Source organism: Sporosarcina soli, assembly GCF_042655805.1.
Taxonomy (GTDB): Bacteria; Bacillota; Bacilli; order Bacillales_A; family Planococcaceae; genus Sporosarcina; species Sporosarcina soli.
In genome coordinates, this window is record NZ_JBHSNO010000005.1 from 289,379 (window position 1) to 305,487 (window position 16,109).

Sequence of the window (16,109 nt, forward strand, 5' to 3'; positions counted from 1 at the left end):
CTCCCCCCTCTTGTAATTATATAAATCACGCCTCGGCGTGATTGCGTCCAGATTTTGAATCGAGCTTGCTCGATTGACTCCTTTCAAAATCTGTGACATCCGCGGGCCTGCACGATGCAGGTCATGCAACCGTTGCCGCAGGACGCGGCGAACTTAGATTGCCTTCCATTCTTCGTTTAGCAGGCATTTGAACACCCGCCGAACAGGAAAACAAAACCGCAAACACCCGCAACCTTCAGAGATAGGAGTCTTCTGCTGAATGAAGATAAAATCTACTGAAAAAGGATTTCCTGCCGCTCAGACGGCAAGGAAATCCTTCAGATCGGTACTATGGTTGACATACGATTCAGTGTGTTTGTTTTTAGTCATCCAGCATTCACTTCGAATGCTGAAGCAAATTAGTATTCCATAATGATCGGAATGATCATCGGTCTTCTTTTCGTCTGTTGGAATAGGTAAGAACTGAGTGTATCACGGATCTCTTGTTTAATGTTTGTCCATTCGAATGTATCTTTATTCACATATTTCTCTACAATATTTCTCACGAGCTTGGCCGCTTCCTCCAACAACTCTTCAGATTCGCGGACATAGACGAATCCGCGTGAAACGATTTCCGGTCCCGCCGCGATCCGCTTCTGTTTTCGATTGAGCGTAACAACAACTGTAAAAATTCCATCTTGGGAGAGAAGCTTTCGATCACGTAGGACGATATTCCCGACATCTCCGACTCCGATTCCATCGATTAAAATATTCCCTGCCTGTACGCGGCCACTCATCCGCATCTTATTGTTCTTATACTCGACGATATCCCCTTTGTCGGCAATGAACACTTGTGATTTCTGCAGTCCCGTTTCCTGTGCCAATTTGGAGTGTGCAATCAGCATTCTGTATTCCCCTTGTATCGGGATGAAATACTTCGGTCTCATCAAGTTGAGCATCATTTTCAAATCTTCTTGACTTCCGTGTCCGGTCACATGGACATTCTTACTCGCTGTCAGGACAGTCGCTCCGGCTTTGGCAAGATCATTCATCGTCTGGAACATGGACACTTCCATCCCTGGCGATGGCGTGAATGTAATGAGTACCGTGTCCGTTTCCCGGATGCGAATTTCGCGGTGATGTTTGCGGACAATCTTTTCCAACGCTTCAAGCGGTTCCCCTTGGTTGCCTGTGACAATGATAACGACTTCATCATCATCGTACGAGTCAATTTCTTTTGCCGGAATGACAATATCATCTTGGATTGTCAAATAACCAAGTTTCATACCTACCTCGAAATAGCTTTCAAGACTTTTACCGACGACCGCCACTTTTTTTCCGTTTTCATACGCCTTATCGAACACTTGTTGTATCCGGATAAAGTTCGAAGCATAGAGGGCGACGAGAATTCGGCCTTCCGCACCGTGGAATGTCTTGGACAAGCTATTTTCAATAACAGACTCCGATGTTGTATGGCCCGGTCTCTCCGCCTCAGAAGAATCTGACATGAGTATGAAAACACCTTCTTCGCCAATTGCCGCCATTTTGGCGATATCCGGTCTATATTTGCCTTTAGCCGACTGATCGAATTTAAATTCCCCTGTATGCACAATGGCACCTTCACTTGTATGGAACACAATCCCTAACGAATCAGGTATGCTATGCGTCGTATGGAAAAATGTTACATACGTCGTTTTGAAGTTCATCCGACTTTTATTAGACACTTCGAAAAATTTAATATTTGAAGGTGCCGGCATTTTTTTCAAATGTTCTTTCGCCAATGCAATTGTCAATTTGGAACCATAGACTGGCGCCTGTACCTTTTGCAATAAATAAGCGATTGAACCAATCGCATCTTCGTGACCATGTGTCAGAAAGATTCCTTTTACCCGTTCTTTGTTCTCTTCGATATAGGACATATCCGGAATGACGATGTCAATGCCAAGCATTTCACCTTCCGGAAACATGAGCCCGGCATCAACAATGAACAGCTCATCATCGATTTCTACTACATACATCGCTTTACCGATTTCCCCGACTCCCCCGAGAGGTATGATTCTTATCACTTCGTTTTTCGTTTTTACCACATTGTTTCCTCCTAATTATGCTGTTTGTTCAAAAAGGAAGACAAAAAGAGCCTAGACCGATAAAGGAAGACAGTCCCTGCACACGAGCGAACATAAATCAATTACGCCTCGGCGTAATTGCGTCCAGATTTTGAATCGAGCATGCTCGATTAACTCCCTTCAAAATCTGTGACATCCGCCAGAGGCTTAACTTGATTCAGCAGGGAGTTAGGACTCCCTATGATTGATGAAATGCTTTCTAGCATTCATCCCGCCATCTATGGAAGTGGAGGACTTCTGCTGAAGCAAATTAGTGACTGTACGACCTGTATCCTGGAGGCCTAGCTATTTTCCTAATCTTTTTTGAATTTCACTATTTCCAAAACCCGTCCATCACGACTAAGTCTCATTATACGGGACTTGACCTATCTGTACAAATAAAAAAAGCCGGTATCGAATACCGGCTCCAATTAATTGAAAATATGAAGATTTTCCCTATATTGTTCCCACACTTGGTCAAATGCATCATCATTACCTTCTACACCTGTCAAAGGCAATCGGACTCCACCCGTCTCAACGCCGATTTTTTCAAGCGCGTATTTCACAAGCACTGGATTCGGAGCATAGAACAATGCACGATATAGTGGAAGTAACGCTCTATGCATCGCTGCAGCCTGTTCCGTCCGTCCGTCGATAAACGCACCGATCATCTGTTGCATTTCTTTTCCAGCGACATGGGAAGCGACCGATACGATTCCTTTTCCGCCTACTGCAAGTGTCGGTAACGCCAATGCATCATCACCGCTATACACAGAGAAACCGTCATCCGTACCGGAAATGATGTCTGCCGCTTGCTCCAAACTACCGCTCGCTTCTTTGACAGCACGGATATTTTTTATCTTCGATAACGCGACAAGCGTTTCAGGCGACATATTGACAGCCGAACGCCCCGGGATATTGTATAACATGATTGGGAGTGTCGTTTCCCCAGCTACATGTTTAAAGTGGGCGTACATCCCTTTTTGGTCTGGCTTATTGTAATAAGGGGCAACGAGCATGATGCCATCCGCACCGGCCTGTTCTGCGATACGGGTCAGCTTGACTGTCTCCGTCGTTGAAAACGTCCCTGTCCCCGCAATGACTGGAATTCGTTTGTTTACAGTCTCGACAGAAAATTTAAAGAGTGCTTCCTTTTCCTGGACAGAAAGCGTGGGAGATTCACCTGTTGTTCCACAAACAACGATGGAATCCGTCCCATTTGCTATCAGATGTTCAATCAAGTTAGCAGTTCTTTCATAATCGACGTCACCCGTCGTAGAAAAAGGGGTGACCATCGCTGTCGATACGCGTCCAAGTTCCATTCTATTCAGCCCTTTTCTAATGTTTTATCTTTGTTACTGAATCAGATTTTCTGCGATTTGTACGGAGTTAAGCGCCGCACCTTTTAGCAGATTATCCGATACGATCCACAGATGGTAGCCTGCCGAATGGTTTGGATCTTTGCGGATACGACCGACAAATACTTCGTCTTTTCCTTCCGCAAATAATGGCATCGGATAGGTTTGAGTCGAAGGGTCGTCTTGAACGACAACGCCTGGTGCTTTTTCCAACAAAGCATGCAGCGCCTCCACGGTTACACCTTCTTCGCCGAGTTCAATGTAGACAGATTCGGAGTGGCCCGTTACGACTGGAAGTCTGACACAAGTTGCGGCAACGGCCAATTGTGGATCCCCGAAAATCTTTTTCGTCTCATTTATCATTTTAAGTTCCTCAAGCGTATACCCGGAAGCGTCAAATGCGTCAATTTGTGGAATGGCATTGAACGCGATCGGATAATGCTTTTTCGCCGCAGCCGACGGCAAAATGGAAGCTTCTGTTTCCGCACGATTTTCAAACTGTTGGCTTTGACCTTCCAACTCATCGATCGCTTCTGCACCAGCACCAGACACCGCTTGGTATGTTGAAACGATAATCCGTTCCAAACCGTATTTTTCGCGGATCGGTTGCAATGCAGCCACCATCTGAATTGTCGAGCAGTTCGGATTGGCAATGATGCCTGTATGTCCGCTGAGCGCAGACGCATTCACCTCAGGCACCACAAGCGGGATATTCTCCTGCATCCGGAACGCGCTCGTGTTATCAATCACTGTTGCACCACGTTTCACCGCTTCATGTGCAAATTTTTCCGAAATGGAACCACCGGCACTAAAGAATGCGATATCTACGCCTTCAAATGATTCAGGTACCGTTTCTTCGACAATATATGTTTGACCGTCTGCCGTGATTTCTGTTCCGGCTGAACGTTTAGAAGCTAATAGTTTGATGGATTCGACAGGAAATTCCCGTTCGAGCAACTTCTCAAGAATTTTTGTCCCAACGGCTCCAGTAGCACCGACAATTGCAACATTCACTTTCTTCATCTCTATCTCCCTTTCAGCTATAACGGGTATGCAAATGGCTTGGATTTACGAACAGTGGACGAATTCCCATTGTTCGTCAAAACCTTTTTATGCGCTACACCGTAAGCAGTTCATTGGAGGAATTATACCATATCCACGAATATTCTGTCGTATTTTTTTATTTTTTATTGTGAATTATCAATAATGGCTGAAGCTGTTTCTTTTCTAAAGCGGCAGCGGCTGCTGGTATCATAAGTGAAAAATCAGCGATGAGCGAGTTCGGCTTGTTGTGTGGATCATCTTGACCAAAAGGAATAAAATAGACATTTTTTGTATTTAATAACTTCATAATATTTTCCCCGTTCAGTCCAAGTGCATCATTTGTTGAAATACCGAGCAGGACCGGGCTACCATTGCGCAATGTCGCTTTCGCGGCCATTAAAACAGGTGAATCTGTCGAAGCGTTGGCAAATTTACTAATTGAATTCCCAGTCATTGGTGCTATGATCATACAATCTACCGGTGTCGAAGGTCCGAACGGCTCTGCCCCGACAATTGTGGAAATCACTTTTTCGCCAGTGGCAGCCTCAATCCGTTCAATCCATTCTTCCCCTGTACCAAAACGGGTTGCCGCAGTTAACACTGAATGGGTAATGACTGGCACGACTGTTGCTCCTGCATCTTTCAATGATTCAATAACCGGGACTAAGACGTCGTACGTACAATGAGATGCTGTAATACCAAGACCTATCCGCTTTCCTTGTAACATTGCGTTCCCCTTTCATCCTCTATGCATCCTCTCGAGCGCCTCTGCCAAGACAGCGGCTGCATCCACGGGAAAATGTTTACCCGGTAATCCGAGAAGTACTGTATAGTATTCAGGAATCGGGACTTCCCTTAGGCAACCGGGCGCTGAAGCCAGGTCAAAAATGTGAAGGCGGGAAGTTTCGGGGACCGCTAACCACTTTGCCGGAATGGTGTTGACCAAGTTACCTTCTTTCATCTCCCAATCATCCGTCAGCCTTTCCGTACGATAGCCGAGGACGGACGCTTCACCGAGTTGACTGTTGGATCGGGCGACGATTGTCACATCGGCTCCAAGCGCCGTCAGGGCGTGTGCAGCCGTTTTCCCGACCTTTCCAAACCCGGCGATGTGGAAACGGTTCTCCGCAATACTGCGCCCGGCATACGCATAATATTCACGAATAAAAGCTTCAGCCGTCAATCGGGCATTTTGCCAAATGTACGGCTCATCCTTCAAATAGGAATAAACGGTCAATCCCGTCTCTTTAAACGGGGCTAACCACTCCTCTGAAGCGACGCCTGTATACAGCTTCGCTTCTTTGTGCAACAAATCGGGAGGAATCGTCCCTTTCATTTGGCGAATGGGAAAAACAATATGTTTGGGGGTCTCCATCAACAGATAGGTTGCAAGTTGCTCAGAATAGGAATCCGTTGCGATATGGGTTGTGATAAAGCCCCGGTCTGCCATCATTTCACTGCACACAGCCAGTCTCTTGTCCGTCCCAATGAAAAGCCATTTTTCCTCAGTCATGGAGATTCAACTCATCCATTCGATGTGTTTTCCCGAACAGGATACGATGTTCACCAATCAATACAATTTCATGCCAAGGGATGTATTCATCAGAAATCTCCTGATTTTTTTTGAATGAAAAACGGCTAAACCGCTTCTTCACTTCAAACCCAATGATCTCCCCGGTCTTTCCATCGAATAGTAGGTCGGTATCCGCCAAAAACCCATAGCGGACACCATCCTCCACTTGAATAAGCTCCTTTTGCGCAAGTTCCGAAAGTAGCATCGCCATTCTCCTTTCCATCGTCTCCATCCATCATATGAATAAAAAACGAGAAAGCTGACTTGTACTTCCGTTCAAATTTCAATATTTTCTAAAACACGGGCAGGTGCAATGATGGACAGGGCGCGTTCTTTTGTTAACAGTTCGTTTGCCATGCGATACACATCGCGGGCTTTCACATCGTCGATGAGCGCCACCACTTCATCCATCGATTTATGCTCTTGCAGGATAAGTTCATTTTTCCCATTCCGATGCATCCGCGATTCCGAGCTTTCAAGACCGAGCAAGAAACCACCCTTCAACTGTTCTTTCGCGTTATGGAGTTCGTTTTCCGTAATTCCTTCCGTCAAAATAGATTGAATAACCCCATCGATTGTTTCGCTCAACTTCCGCATATTTTCTGGAGACGTTCCCCCGTAAATCATAAAATTACCCGTGGACAAATAAGAAGAGTAATAAGAGTAGACTGAGTAAGCCAATCCGCGTTCTTCACGCACTTCTTGGAATAGACGGGAAGACATCGTGCCGCCAATGATACTATCCAGCAAGATCAGATCATGGAGACGCTCGTCCTTGATAGATAAACCTGGATAGCCAAGGCACACATGCGCTTGTTCAATGTCTTTCGCCTTCATAGTCGTGCCACTATGAAAGACAGCTGATGGAAGGGATGTTTGCGATTTATCCTCTCCTCCCCGTCTGAAAGATCCGAATTGAACCTCGATGAGTTTAAGAAGCCTTTCATCATAATTTCCCGCAATGGAGATGACAAGACGGTCCGGTGTGTACATCCGGTCCATGAATGCTTGGATCGCATCCCGATCAAATGCGGTGATTGTATTTTCGTTCCCTAACACTGATCTGCCAATCGCATGATCCGGGTACATCGTCCGCCATAATCTTTCATCCACATCATCATCGGGCGTATCTTCAACAGCTGCGAGTTCATCAAGGATAATAGACTTTTCTTTCTCTATTTCCTGCTCGTCAAATAGGGAGTTGAAGAACATGTCCGCCAATACCGACAAAGCGCGAGGCGCATGATGGCCTAGAACGGTCGTGTAAAAGCATGTCATCTCTTTGGACGTAAACGCATTAGCCTCTCCGCCAATCCGGTCAAATTCTTCTGCAATGGCACGGGCGTTTCTCGTTGCCGTCCCTTTGAACAGCATATGCTCAATGAAATGGGCAATACCGGATTCCGATTCCCTTTCATCCAACGAACCGGCTCCGACCCAAACGCCGATCGCCACAGAGCGTACATGCGGCATTTTTTCATGAACAATCCGAACCCCATTGGGACATACATATTTTTCAACCATGAAACCATTCCCCCTCTTTTGTCTATTTTTTTATTCTAACGGATTCAAACACAAAAAGCCCCTTCTTCTAATTAGAAGTGAGGCTTTTTTGTTCGAATATTCAAGTCGGCTTAGTTTTTCCCTTTTTCAGCCGCTTCTTTTTCTTCTTTCAGAACAACTTTTCTAGACAGGTTGACGCGTCCTTGGTTATCGATTTCAATTACTTTGACAAATAATTCATCGCCTAATTTTAACACGTCTTCCACTGCTTTCGTCCGTTCTTCCGCAATTTCTGAAATGTGGAGAAGGCCGTCTTTCCCTGGGAATATTTCAAGGAATGCACCAAATTTTTCAATGCGTTTCACTTTTGCCATATAATATTCGCCAACTTTTGCTTCCCGCACGATATTTTCAATCATCGACTTCGCTTTTTCATTCATCTCGGAGTTAGGAGAAGAAATGTAAATCGTTCCATCTTGCTCCGTATCGATTTTAACATTCGTCTCTTCGATGATTTTATTAATCACTTTTCCGCCAGGTCCAATGACATCCCGAATTTTATCCGGATTGATTTGGATCATGATGATTTTCGGTGCGTATTCGGAAAGCTCCGTACGTGGTGCGTCAATTGCTGTCATCATGTGATTCAAGATTTTCAAACGGCCCACTTTCGCCTGTGCCAATGCCTCTTCCAAAATTTCTCGGGAAAGACCTTCGATTTTAATATCCATTTGAAGTGCAGTGATTCCTTTTTCAGTCCCTGCTACTTTAAAGTCCATATCACCGAGATGGTCCTCCATCCCTTGGATATCAGATAGGATGGAATAATTGTCATCCTTTTTCACAAGTCCCATCGCAATCCCTGCAACCGGTGCTTTCAAAGGTACACCTGCATCCATCATCGCCATTGTGGAAGCACAGATCGAAGCTTGGGAAGATGATCCGTTCGATTCAAGCACTTCCGCAACAAGACGGATTGTGTACGGGAATTTCGACTCATCCGGAATAACCGCTTCAAGCGCACGCTCACCAAGCGCGCCATGACCGATTTCACGGCGACCCGGTCCACGGATTGGACCCGTCTCCCCTACACTGAAGTTCGGGAAATTGTAGTGGTGCATAAAGCGTTTTGTTTCTTCAAGCCCCAATCCATCGATGATCTGTACTTCACCCAATGCACCGAGCGTACAGATGCTCAGCGCTTGTGTCTGACCACGTGTAAAGAGCCCGGAACCGTGCGTACGCGGTAAAATGCCTACTTCCGAAGCAAGCGGGCGGATTTCTTCCAGGCCACGCCCATCCGGACGGACCTTTTCATCCGTAATGAGACGGCGTACTTCGTCTTTGACAAGTTGATCCAATACCGCTTTCACTTGTTTCATCGTCTCTTCGTCTGCTTCGTTTTCCGTATAGTGCTCGATCACTGCATTTTTCACTGCGTTGATCGCATCTTCACGCGCATGCTTTTCTTCTGTTTGGATTGCCTGAACAAGGTCTTTTTCGGAACTGTTTTTAATATCCGCTAAAATGGTTTGATCCAACTCGAACAATTCAACTTCCATTTTTGCTTTGCCAACTTCCGCAACGATTTTCTCTTGGAATTCAATCAGCTTGATGATTTCTTCATGTCCGAACATGATCGCTTCCAGCATGACATCTTCTGGGATTTCCTGTGCGCCCGCTTCAACCATGTTGATCGCATCTTTCGTTCCAGCGACAATCAGATCCAAATCGCCTGCGTCCAGCTGTGCCGGCGTCGGATTGACGATGAATTGTCCGTCGATCCGTCCGATTTGCACGCCTGCAATCGGACCTTCAAACGGAATATCCGAGATGGACAATGCCAATGAAGAACCGACCATCGCTGCCATTTCAGGTGAACAATCCTGGTCTACCGACATGACGAGTGAAATGACTTGTACGTCATTCCGGAATCCATCCGCGAACAAAGGTCGAATTGGACGGTCAATAAGACGGCTCGTTAACACCGCTTTTTCCGATGGACGACCTTCACGTTTAATGAAGCCTCCCGGAATTTTCCCAACCGCATACATCCGCTCCTCATAGTTAACCGTAAGCGGGAAGAAATCTAGCCCCCGCGGCGTTTTAGATGATGTTGCTGTTGCAAGGATTGTTGAATCGCCATAACGGACCAACACGGCTCCGTTCGCTTGTTTTGCAAGTTGACCGGTCTCGATCGTCAATGGACGACCCGCCCAATCAATTGTGAACACTTTTTTTAGTTCTGTCATGTTAGAACTCCTCTCCATATTCCAGCCTAAACTGTAGACGTTGTATGTATAGCATTAGTGTAAGTGATAGCGCTCTGTGAATACAAGTTTTATCTTTATTCAGCAGAAGACTCCCCCCTAATAGGTGGCGAGTTACATGCAGTTTTGTCTCCTCTTCAGCGGGTATTCAAATGCCCGCTGAATAAAGATAAAGCCTCCGGCGGATGTCACGGATTTTGAAAGGAATTAATTGCCCTTATCTAAGTACCTTAATTTCTGAGAAAAGGCAGAAATTAAGGCAAATCGAACCCTTCGCTTGCAATTCAAAATCCGGACGCAATTACGCCAAGGCGTAATTGATCATCATATACCGTCATCATGACACATTTCTATAGTATAACACTTTATTGTAGATTCTAAAATAGAATGGGGGAAATGGTATGTGTAAATATTCCTGAATGTAATTCTAAGCTATCGACATTTATAATTTCATCAAGTGTAGTGAATATCAAAAAAAGCAGGCGCAATGCCTGCTTTTCTGTAGTCATCTTATTAACGGCGTAGGCCGAGTTTAGCAATAAGATCACGGTAACGCTGAACTTCGTTTTCACGTAGGTACTTCAAAAGTCTTTTACGTGTTCCGATCATTTTGTAAAGACCTCGACGTGAGTGGTGGTCTTTCTTATGCGTACGGAAATGTTCTGTCAGGTTATTGATCTCTTCAGTAAGGATAGCGATCTGAACATCTGCAGATCCAGTATCGTTTTCATGAATTTTGTATTCATTGATCAATTCATTTTTACGCTCTTGTGTAATAGCCATCCTTTTCACCTCCAATGATTAAGATATCCCCGGTTCCCGAGCAAACGTTGGTGAATCGCTTTGCCAAGGAATGGTTCGTGCTTAACAGCACTTATCAAGTTTAGCATGCTTGCATTTAAAATGCAATATCAACGTTGTGCCGACAGTATGTCTTTTGCTTGTTGTGCATCTTTTTTCAGCTGGTCAATCAATGCATCTACCGAATCAAACTTCTTTTCCGCCCGTATATGTCCGATCCAATCGATGACTACTTCTTTTCCATATAGATCGCCATCGAAGTCCAGTACATATACTTCCACAACCGGTGCTTTGGCCGTATCATGAAAGGTAGGCTTCACACCGACGTTGCAGACACCATCAAGGGTCTTTCCTTCCACTGTAAACCGGACTGCATAGACGCCGTTCGCAGGGAGGACCGGTTTGTAATCAGGTGAGACGTTCGCTGTCGGGAAGCCGAGCAGACGGCCGCGCTTTTCACCATGGACGACCGTCCCGATAGTGCGAAACGATCTTCCTAAAAGGGTGGAAGCCTCTTCGACATTTCCTGCCGCCAGCAATTGACGAATTCGGGACGAGGAAACTTTCTCTTCTTTGTCAGTTACTTTCTCAACAACCGTTGTGCCGTATTCCCCTTTCGCTAAAGCCGCCATCTGCTCCATCGTGCCCACTCCTTTGGAACCAAACGTAAAGTCGAAGCCAGCTGTCACATGTTTGACCCCTAGCTTTTTTATAAAAATATCAATGAATTGTTCAGGTGAAAGCGATGCAAGCGCCCAATCGAAAGTAACGACAAACAATGTATCGATCCCCATTGCCCGGAGCAACCGGACTTTCTCGGGAAATTGTGTAATATAGTTCACTTTGCTCGTTCCATCACCGAAAAGATGAGAGGGATGCGGATCAAATGTCATGACGGCCGAACGAATACCAAGCTCCTTCGCTTTTTTTTGCGCTTCCTCGATCACTGCACGATGCCCTTTATGTAGCCCATCGAAAAATCCGATTGCCAGTGAATATTGTTGGTCGTCATGACCGCTATCCGTTTTTTCGGGATAATGTAATGTATGGATTTCCATTGTCACCACTCCTTATTTATTCAAAGGAAACATCTTTTCCGGTTTCATCAACCCCGGTTTTGCAGGATGCTTTTTATATACCGCCACTGCCCGATTCTCTTTGATGAAAACGATCGGGCTTTTGTCTTGTAATTGTGGATGTTCAGGCAAAACTTGTCCATTCAGTACTTTTTCATAGAGCTCCCCATCAATTTCCGCCGTTTGAAAATCGGCTAATGCCTCTTCAAGAGGTCTTAAAATGGTGCCGATCTGCCCTTTTTCCTGCAAGTCCTTCACTTCATCCAACGTACGACAGTCATCTTTTCTGAAGCTTCCTGAAGCTGTACGGACGAGGGAAGCCATATGTGCAGGATAGCCGAGCAATTCTCCGATTTGGACAGCTAGCGTCCGGATATAAGTCCCTTTTCCGCAAGCGATCCGGATGCGGAACTGAATGACTTCTCCTTCTAACAAATCGACGGCATCAAGCAACTCGATTTCATGGATCCACACTTTCCGTTCCGGTCGCTCGACTTCGATCCCTTTGCGTGCATATTCATAAAGTTTACGGCCCTTCACTTTCACCGCAGAATACATCGGAGGGATTTGTGTAATTTCCCCTGTCAAACGAGCAAGCGCTTCCTCTAACTCGTTTCGCGTCACGCGTTTCATCGACAAATCGGAAGCGACGATCGCACCATCTGCATCTTCCGTTTCCGTTGAAGTCCCGATCGAAACGACGGCGACATATTCCTTCCCGGAATCTGTCACATACTCCGCCACTTTCGTTGCCTGCCCGATACAAATCGGCAATACGCCTTCCACATTCGGATCGAGCGTACCCGTATGACCTACTTTTTTGGTACCGAGTATTTTCCGTAATTTGAAAATGCAATCATGCGAGGTCATCCCTTTTTCTTTCCATAATGGTAAAATTCCGTCCATGATTAAACCCCTTTTTAACTTGATTCAGCAAATCTTTTTGTACTGAAAGCGAAGCGTCAGCTACAGAAGTCCCCCACTTCCATAAGTGGCGGGATGAATGCCAGAAAGCGTTTCAATCAGAGGGAGTCCAAACTCCCTGCTGATTCAAGTTAGGCCTCCGGCGGATGTCACAGATTTTGAAGGGAGTTAATTGCGAATCGAACAGCGAAGGGTTCGATTTGCCGTATTTCCGCGTTCTTTGCAGAAATTAAAGCACCAGCGATTAGCAAGCGCAATTCAAAATCTGGACGCAATCACGCCGAGGCGTGATTGATCGTTCAACTTTCATTCATATGTATGGAAATGGAGGAAGCCGGAGAATCCATTTGGACACCGACTTCCTCCATTTTAACATTTTCCCGAAGCGATGCCAGCTACCACAATTTGAAATACATAAATTATGATGGTCACTGGCACCGGGCATCTTCGGGAAACCTGCGTTTTTCTTAGTTATTTTGTTCGTTTTTCACCTGATTGAGAAGCGTATCGATCCGATTTCCGTATGCAACAGAATCATCGAATTCGAACTTGATCTCCGGTGTGACACGAAGTCTGATCCGCTGGCCGATTTCAGAACGAATGAATCCCTTCGCTTTGTTCAGCCCTTTCAACGTCTCTTCTTTTTCGTATTCTTTTCCAAGCACAGAAATGAAAATCGTCGCTTGTTGAAGATCGCCGGTCACTTCGACGTCGGTGACAGTTACGAACCCGATTCGTGGATCTTTCAATTTTTGGCCGATGATGGCGCCCAGTTCTTTTTTCATCTGTTCTGCGACACGGTTAGCACGCATGGACATGGATGGTCACCCCGATTCCGTATCAATAATAATCGAGTGTAAGGTTGGACAATTCCCATTCCGGATTGGACTCCAGAAAACGAATAGCCCGCCTTACCTCACGCTCGGCAGCATCCTTCGATGATGCCGTGGCAACAATTGCGATTGTTGTCCGTTGCCATAGGTCTTGATGGTCCACTTCTGCGATAGAGACGTTATAAGCATTTTTCACTCTGTCCGTCATACGCTTCAATACAGATCGCTTCCCTTTTAGGGAAGCTACGTCCGGAATGAAAAATGTGCATTCCGCATAGACAATCATACCCGTTTAATTTCCTCCATCACATAGGCTTCAATGATATCGCCTTCTTTGATGTCATTGAAGTTTTTAATCGTAACACCACATTCATACCCTTTTGCGACTTCTTTTGCATCGTCTTTGAAGCGTTTCAACGTATCCAGTTCCCCTTCAAAAATGACGATGTTGTCACGGATAATCCGAACGCTTGAGTCACGTGTAATTTTACCGTCTGTTACATAGCTTCCCGCAATCGTACCGATTTTAGACACTTTAAATGTTTCACGAACTTCAAGTTGACCGATTACTTTTTCTTCATATTCCGGATCAAGCATACCTTTCATCGCGGATTCGATTTCTTCGATCACTTTGTAGATGACACGGTGTTGGCGAATATCGACGCCTTCTTCCTCCGCTGCACGTTTTGCATTGACGTCCGGACGAACATTAAAGCCAATCACAATCGCATTGGACGCTGCCGCCAACGAAATATCAGATTCATTGATCGCACCGGCACCTGTATGGATGATTTTGACGTTGACTCCTTCGACCTCAATTTTCATGAGAGAAGCTGCCATCGCTTCAACTGTACCTTGTACGTCAGCTTTCACGATGAGGTTCAATTCTTTCATTTCGCCTTGTTTCATTTGATCGAACAAGTTATCGAGCGTAACGCGTGTTTTCTCCACACGTTGCTCTTGCAATGCCTCGCCTGCTCTAGATTCACCGATTTGACGTGCTGTCTTCTCGTCTTCGAAAACGACAAAACGGTCGCCCGCTTGCGGTACATCGCTTAAACCTGTAATTTCAACTGGCGTAGAAGGTCCGGCTTCCTTGACTCGTCGACCGATGTCATTGATCATTGCACGAACTCGTCCATATGTGTTCCCGACAACAATTGGATCACCGACATGGAGAGTTCCATCTTGTACAAGAAGGGTTGCAACGGATCCGCGGCCACGATCCAATTGTGCTTCGATGACCGTTCCACGCGCACGGATTGCAGGGTTTGCCTTCAGTTCGCCGACTTCGGCAACGAGCAACACCATTTCAAGCAGATGATCGATCCCTTCACCTTTCAATGCGGAAATCGGTGCAAAAATCGTATCGCCGCCCCAATCTTCAGCAACGAGGCCATGTTCTGTCAATTCCTGCATGACACGATCCGGATTCGCTGTCGGTTTATCCATCTTGTTCACCGCTACAATGATCGGTACTTCTGCCGCTTTCGCATGGTTGATCGCTTCGATTGTTTGTGGCATGACACCATCATCCGCCGCTACAACAAGAATGGTAAGATCCGTTACTTTCGCTCCACGTGCACGCATCGTCGTGAATGCTGCGTGACCCGGTGTATCCAAGAACGTGATTTTCTTGCCGTGTTCTTCGATTTGGTAAGCACCGATATGCTGGGTGATTCCCCCGGCTTCGCCTTGTGTCACTTTCGTGTTCCGGATCGAATCCAATAATGTCGTTTTACCATGGTCGACGTGACCCATAATTGTCACAACAGGTGGACGCTCTGTTTGTCCCTCGACCGTTTCTTCAGACTCCTCGAAATAAATTTCAAGATCTGTCACGTCGATACGGATTTCCTCTTCTACTTCCACGCCATAGTCAGCACAGATCAGTTCGATTGCATCTTGGTCAAGTTCTTGGTTGATCGTCGCCATGACACCAAGCATGAACAGCTTTTTAATGATTTCGGATGGTTCACGATGGAGCTTTTGCGCCAATTCTGCCACGGACAATGACTCGTAAAATGTGATTTTTTCCGGTAATGGTTGTTCCACTTTCGGCTGTGGTGCTGGACGGTATCTTCTTCGTCCTTGGTTAATGCCCTTTGCGGGTGGACGACCGCCGCGACCACCTGGACGATTTTGCCCGCCGCTTCCAGGACGGTTCTGTCCACCTTGTGCTGGACGATTACCGCCTTGGCCGCCTGTTGGACGATTTTGTCCGCCTTGCGCTGGACGGTTGCCGCCTTGGCCGCCTGCTGGGCGATTTTGTCCACCTTGTGCTGGACGATTGCCGCCTTGGCCGCCTGCTGGGCGATTTTGTCCGCCTTGCGCTGGACGGTTGCCGCCTTGACCGCCTGTTGGACGATTTTGTCCGCCTTGCGCTGGACGATTACCGCCTTGTCGGTTATTTTTTTGCCCGTTGTTTGTGTTGTTAGCAGATGTGTTCGGCTTCGATGTTTGTTGATTGCTTGTGTTGCCGGCAAATTTACGATCCAGTTTGGAAACCGCCTCCGAATCCAAAGTTGCCATATGGTTGCTGACACTCACATTATTTTTTGCTAACTCATCAATTACTTCTTTACTTGTCCGATTCACTTTTTTCGCGTATTCATGTACACGTATTTTCGTCATTAGCCCACC

The 16,109-nt window shown here is 46.1% G+C and carries 14 protein-coding genes; all 14 read right to left on the reverse strand.

Going from position 1 to position 16,109, the window contains the following annotated elements:
• Positions 1-398 precede the first annotated feature (398 nt).
• On the reverse strand, positions 399-2,066 hold the full coding sequence (locus ACFPRA_RS05730) for a ribonuclease J (RefSeq protein WP_381431623.1): 1,668 nt from the start codon (positions 2,064-2,066) through the stop codon (positions 399-401).
• Positions 2,067-2,515: 449 nt separating this feature from the next.
• Positions 2,516-3,406: a 4-hydroxy-tetrahydrodipicolinate synthase gene (gene dapA / locus ACFPRA_RS05735; RefSeq protein WP_381431625.1), complete on the reverse strand. Its 891-nt coding sequence runs from the start codon at positions 3,404-3,406 to the stop codon at positions 2,516-2,518.
• A 33-nt stretch (positions 3,407-3,439) separates the two neighbouring features.
• The gene (locus tag ACFPRA_RS05740) at positions 3,440-4,465 is read right to left on the reverse strand and encodes an aspartate-semialdehyde dehydrogenase (RefSeq protein WP_381431627.1); all 1,026 of its coding nucleotides are present in this window, start codon (positions 4,463-4,465) and stop codon (positions 3,440-3,442) included.
• A 157-nt stretch (positions 4,466-4,622) separates the two neighbouring features.
• Positions 4,623-5,213, reverse strand: a complete 591-nt coding sequence (locus tag ACFPRA_RS05745) for a dipicolinate synthase subunit B (RefSeq protein ID WP_381431630.1) — start codon at positions 5,211-5,213, stop codon at positions 4,623-4,625.
• 12 nt (positions 5,214-5,225) lie between these two features.
• The gene (locus ACFPRA_RS05750) at positions 5,226-5,999 is read right to left on the reverse strand and encodes a hypothetical protein (RefSeq protein ID WP_381431632.1); all 774 of its coding nucleotides are present in this window, start codon (positions 5,997-5,999) and stop codon (positions 5,226-5,228) included.
• Positions 5,992-6,264 (reverse strand): YlmC/YmxH family sporulation protein, encoded by a 273-nt coding sequence (locus ACFPRA_RS05755; RefSeq protein WP_239388781.1) that lies wholly within the window; start codon positions 6,262-6,264, stop codon positions 5,992-5,994. The genes ACFPRA_RS05750 and ACFPRA_RS05755 overlap by 8 nt, the downstream gene beginning before the upstream one ends.
• Positions 6,265-6,335: 71 nt before the next feature.
• Positions 6,336-7,583 (reverse strand): M16 family metallopeptidase, encoded by a 1,248-nt coding sequence (locus ACFPRA_RS05760; protein WP_381431634.1) that lies wholly within the window; start codon positions 7,581-7,583, stop codon positions 6,336-6,338.
• Positions 7,584-7,693: 110 nt separating this feature from the next.
• Complete coding sequence (gene pnp / locus ACFPRA_RS05765) at positions 7,694-9,814, reverse strand: polyribonucleotide nucleotidyltransferase (protein WP_381431636.1); 2,121 nt, start codon at positions 9,812-9,814, stop codon at positions 7,694-7,696.
• A 531-nt stretch (positions 9,815-10,345) separates the two neighbouring features.
• The gene (gene rpsO / locus ACFPRA_RS05770; protein ID WP_239388784.1) at positions 10,346-10,615 is read right to left on the reverse strand and encodes a 30S ribosomal protein S15; all 270 of its coding nucleotides are present in this window, start codon (positions 10,613-10,615) and stop codon (positions 10,346-10,348) included.
• Positions 10,616-10,743: 128 nt separating this feature from the next.
• On the reverse strand, positions 10,744-11,691 hold the full coding sequence (locus ACFPRA_RS05775; RefSeq protein WP_381431638.1) for a bifunctional riboflavin kinase/FAD synthetase: 948 nt from the start codon (positions 11,689-11,691) through the stop codon (positions 10,744-10,746).
• Between the two features lie 12 nt (positions 11,692-11,703).
• Positions 11,704-12,615: a tRNA pseudouridine(55) synthase TruB gene (gene truB / locus ACFPRA_RS05780; RefSeq protein ID WP_381431640.1), complete on the reverse strand. Its 912-nt coding sequence runs from the start codon at positions 12,613-12,615 to the stop codon at positions 11,704-11,706.
• 485 nt (positions 12,616-13,100) lie between these two features.
• Positions 13,101-13,451, reverse strand: coding sequence for a 30S ribosome-binding factor RbfA (gene rbfA, locus ACFPRA_RS05785; RefSeq protein ID WP_381431642.1), 351 nt, complete (start codon positions 13,449-13,451; stop codon positions 13,101-13,103).
• Positions 13,452-13,473: 22 nt separating this feature from the next.
• On the reverse strand, positions 13,474-13,752 hold the full coding sequence (locus ACFPRA_RS05790; RefSeq protein ID WP_381431644.1) for a DUF503 domain-containing protein: 279 nt from the start codon (positions 13,750-13,752) through the stop codon (positions 13,474-13,476).
• Positions 13,749-16,100: a translation initiation factor IF-2 gene (gene infB / locus ACFPRA_RS05795; RefSeq protein WP_381431645.1), complete on the reverse strand. Its 2,352-nt coding sequence runs from the start codon at positions 16,098-16,100 to the stop codon at positions 13,749-13,751. The genes ACFPRA_RS05790 and infB overlap by 4 nt, the downstream gene beginning before the upstream one ends.
• Between the last annotated feature and the right edge of the window lie 9 nt (positions 16,101-16,109).

Coding starts and splice junctions, on each gene's coding strand:
- dapA (WP_381431625.1), bottom strand. CDS start 3,406: ATGGAACTTGGACGCGTATCGACAGCGATGGTCACCCCTTTTTCTACG.
- ACFPRA_RS05740 (WP_381431627.1), bottom strand. CDS start 4,465: ATGAAGAAAGTGAATGTTGCAATTGTCGGTGCTACTGGAGCCGTTGGG.
- ACFPRA_RS05745 (WP_381431630.1), bottom strand. CDS start 5,213: ATGTTACAAGGAAAGCGGATAGGTCTTGGTATTACAGCATCTCATTGT.
- ACFPRA_RS05750 (WP_381431632.1), bottom strand. CDS start 5,999: ATGACTGAGGAAAAATGGCTTTTCATTGGGACGGACAAGAGACTGGCT.
- ACFPRA_RS05755 (WP_239388781.1), bottom strand. CDS start 6,264: ATGCTACTTTCGGAACTTGCGCAAAAGGAGCTTATTCAAGTGGAGGAT.
- ACFPRA_RS05760 (WP_381431634.1), bottom strand. CDS start 7,583: ATGGTTGAAAAATATGTATGTCCCAATGGGGTTCGGATTGTTCATGAA.
- pnp (WP_381431636.1), bottom strand. CDS start 9,814: ATGACAGAACTAAAAAAAGTGTTCACAATTGATTGGGCGGGTCGTCCA.
- rpsO (WP_239388784.1), bottom strand. CDS start 10,615: ATGGCTATTACACAAGAGCGTAAAAATGAATTGATCAATGAATACAAA.
- ACFPRA_RS05775 (WP_381431638.1), bottom strand. CDS start 11,691: ATGGAAATCCATACATTACATTATCCCGAAAAAACGGATAGCGGTCAT.
- truB (WP_381431640.1), bottom strand. CDS start 12,615: ATGGACGGAATTTTACCATTATGGAAAGAAAAAGGGATGACCTCGCAT.
- rbfA (WP_381431642.1), bottom strand. CDS start 13,451: ATGTCCATGCGTGCTAACCGTGTCGCAGAACAGATGAAAAAAGAACTG.
- ACFPRA_RS05790 (WP_381431644.1), bottom strand. CDS start 13,752: ATGATTGTCTATGCGGAATGCACATTTTTCATTCCGGACGTAGCTTCC.
- infB (WP_381431645.1), bottom strand. CDS start 16,100: ATGACGAAAATACGTGTACATGAATACGCGAAAAAAGTGAATCGGACA.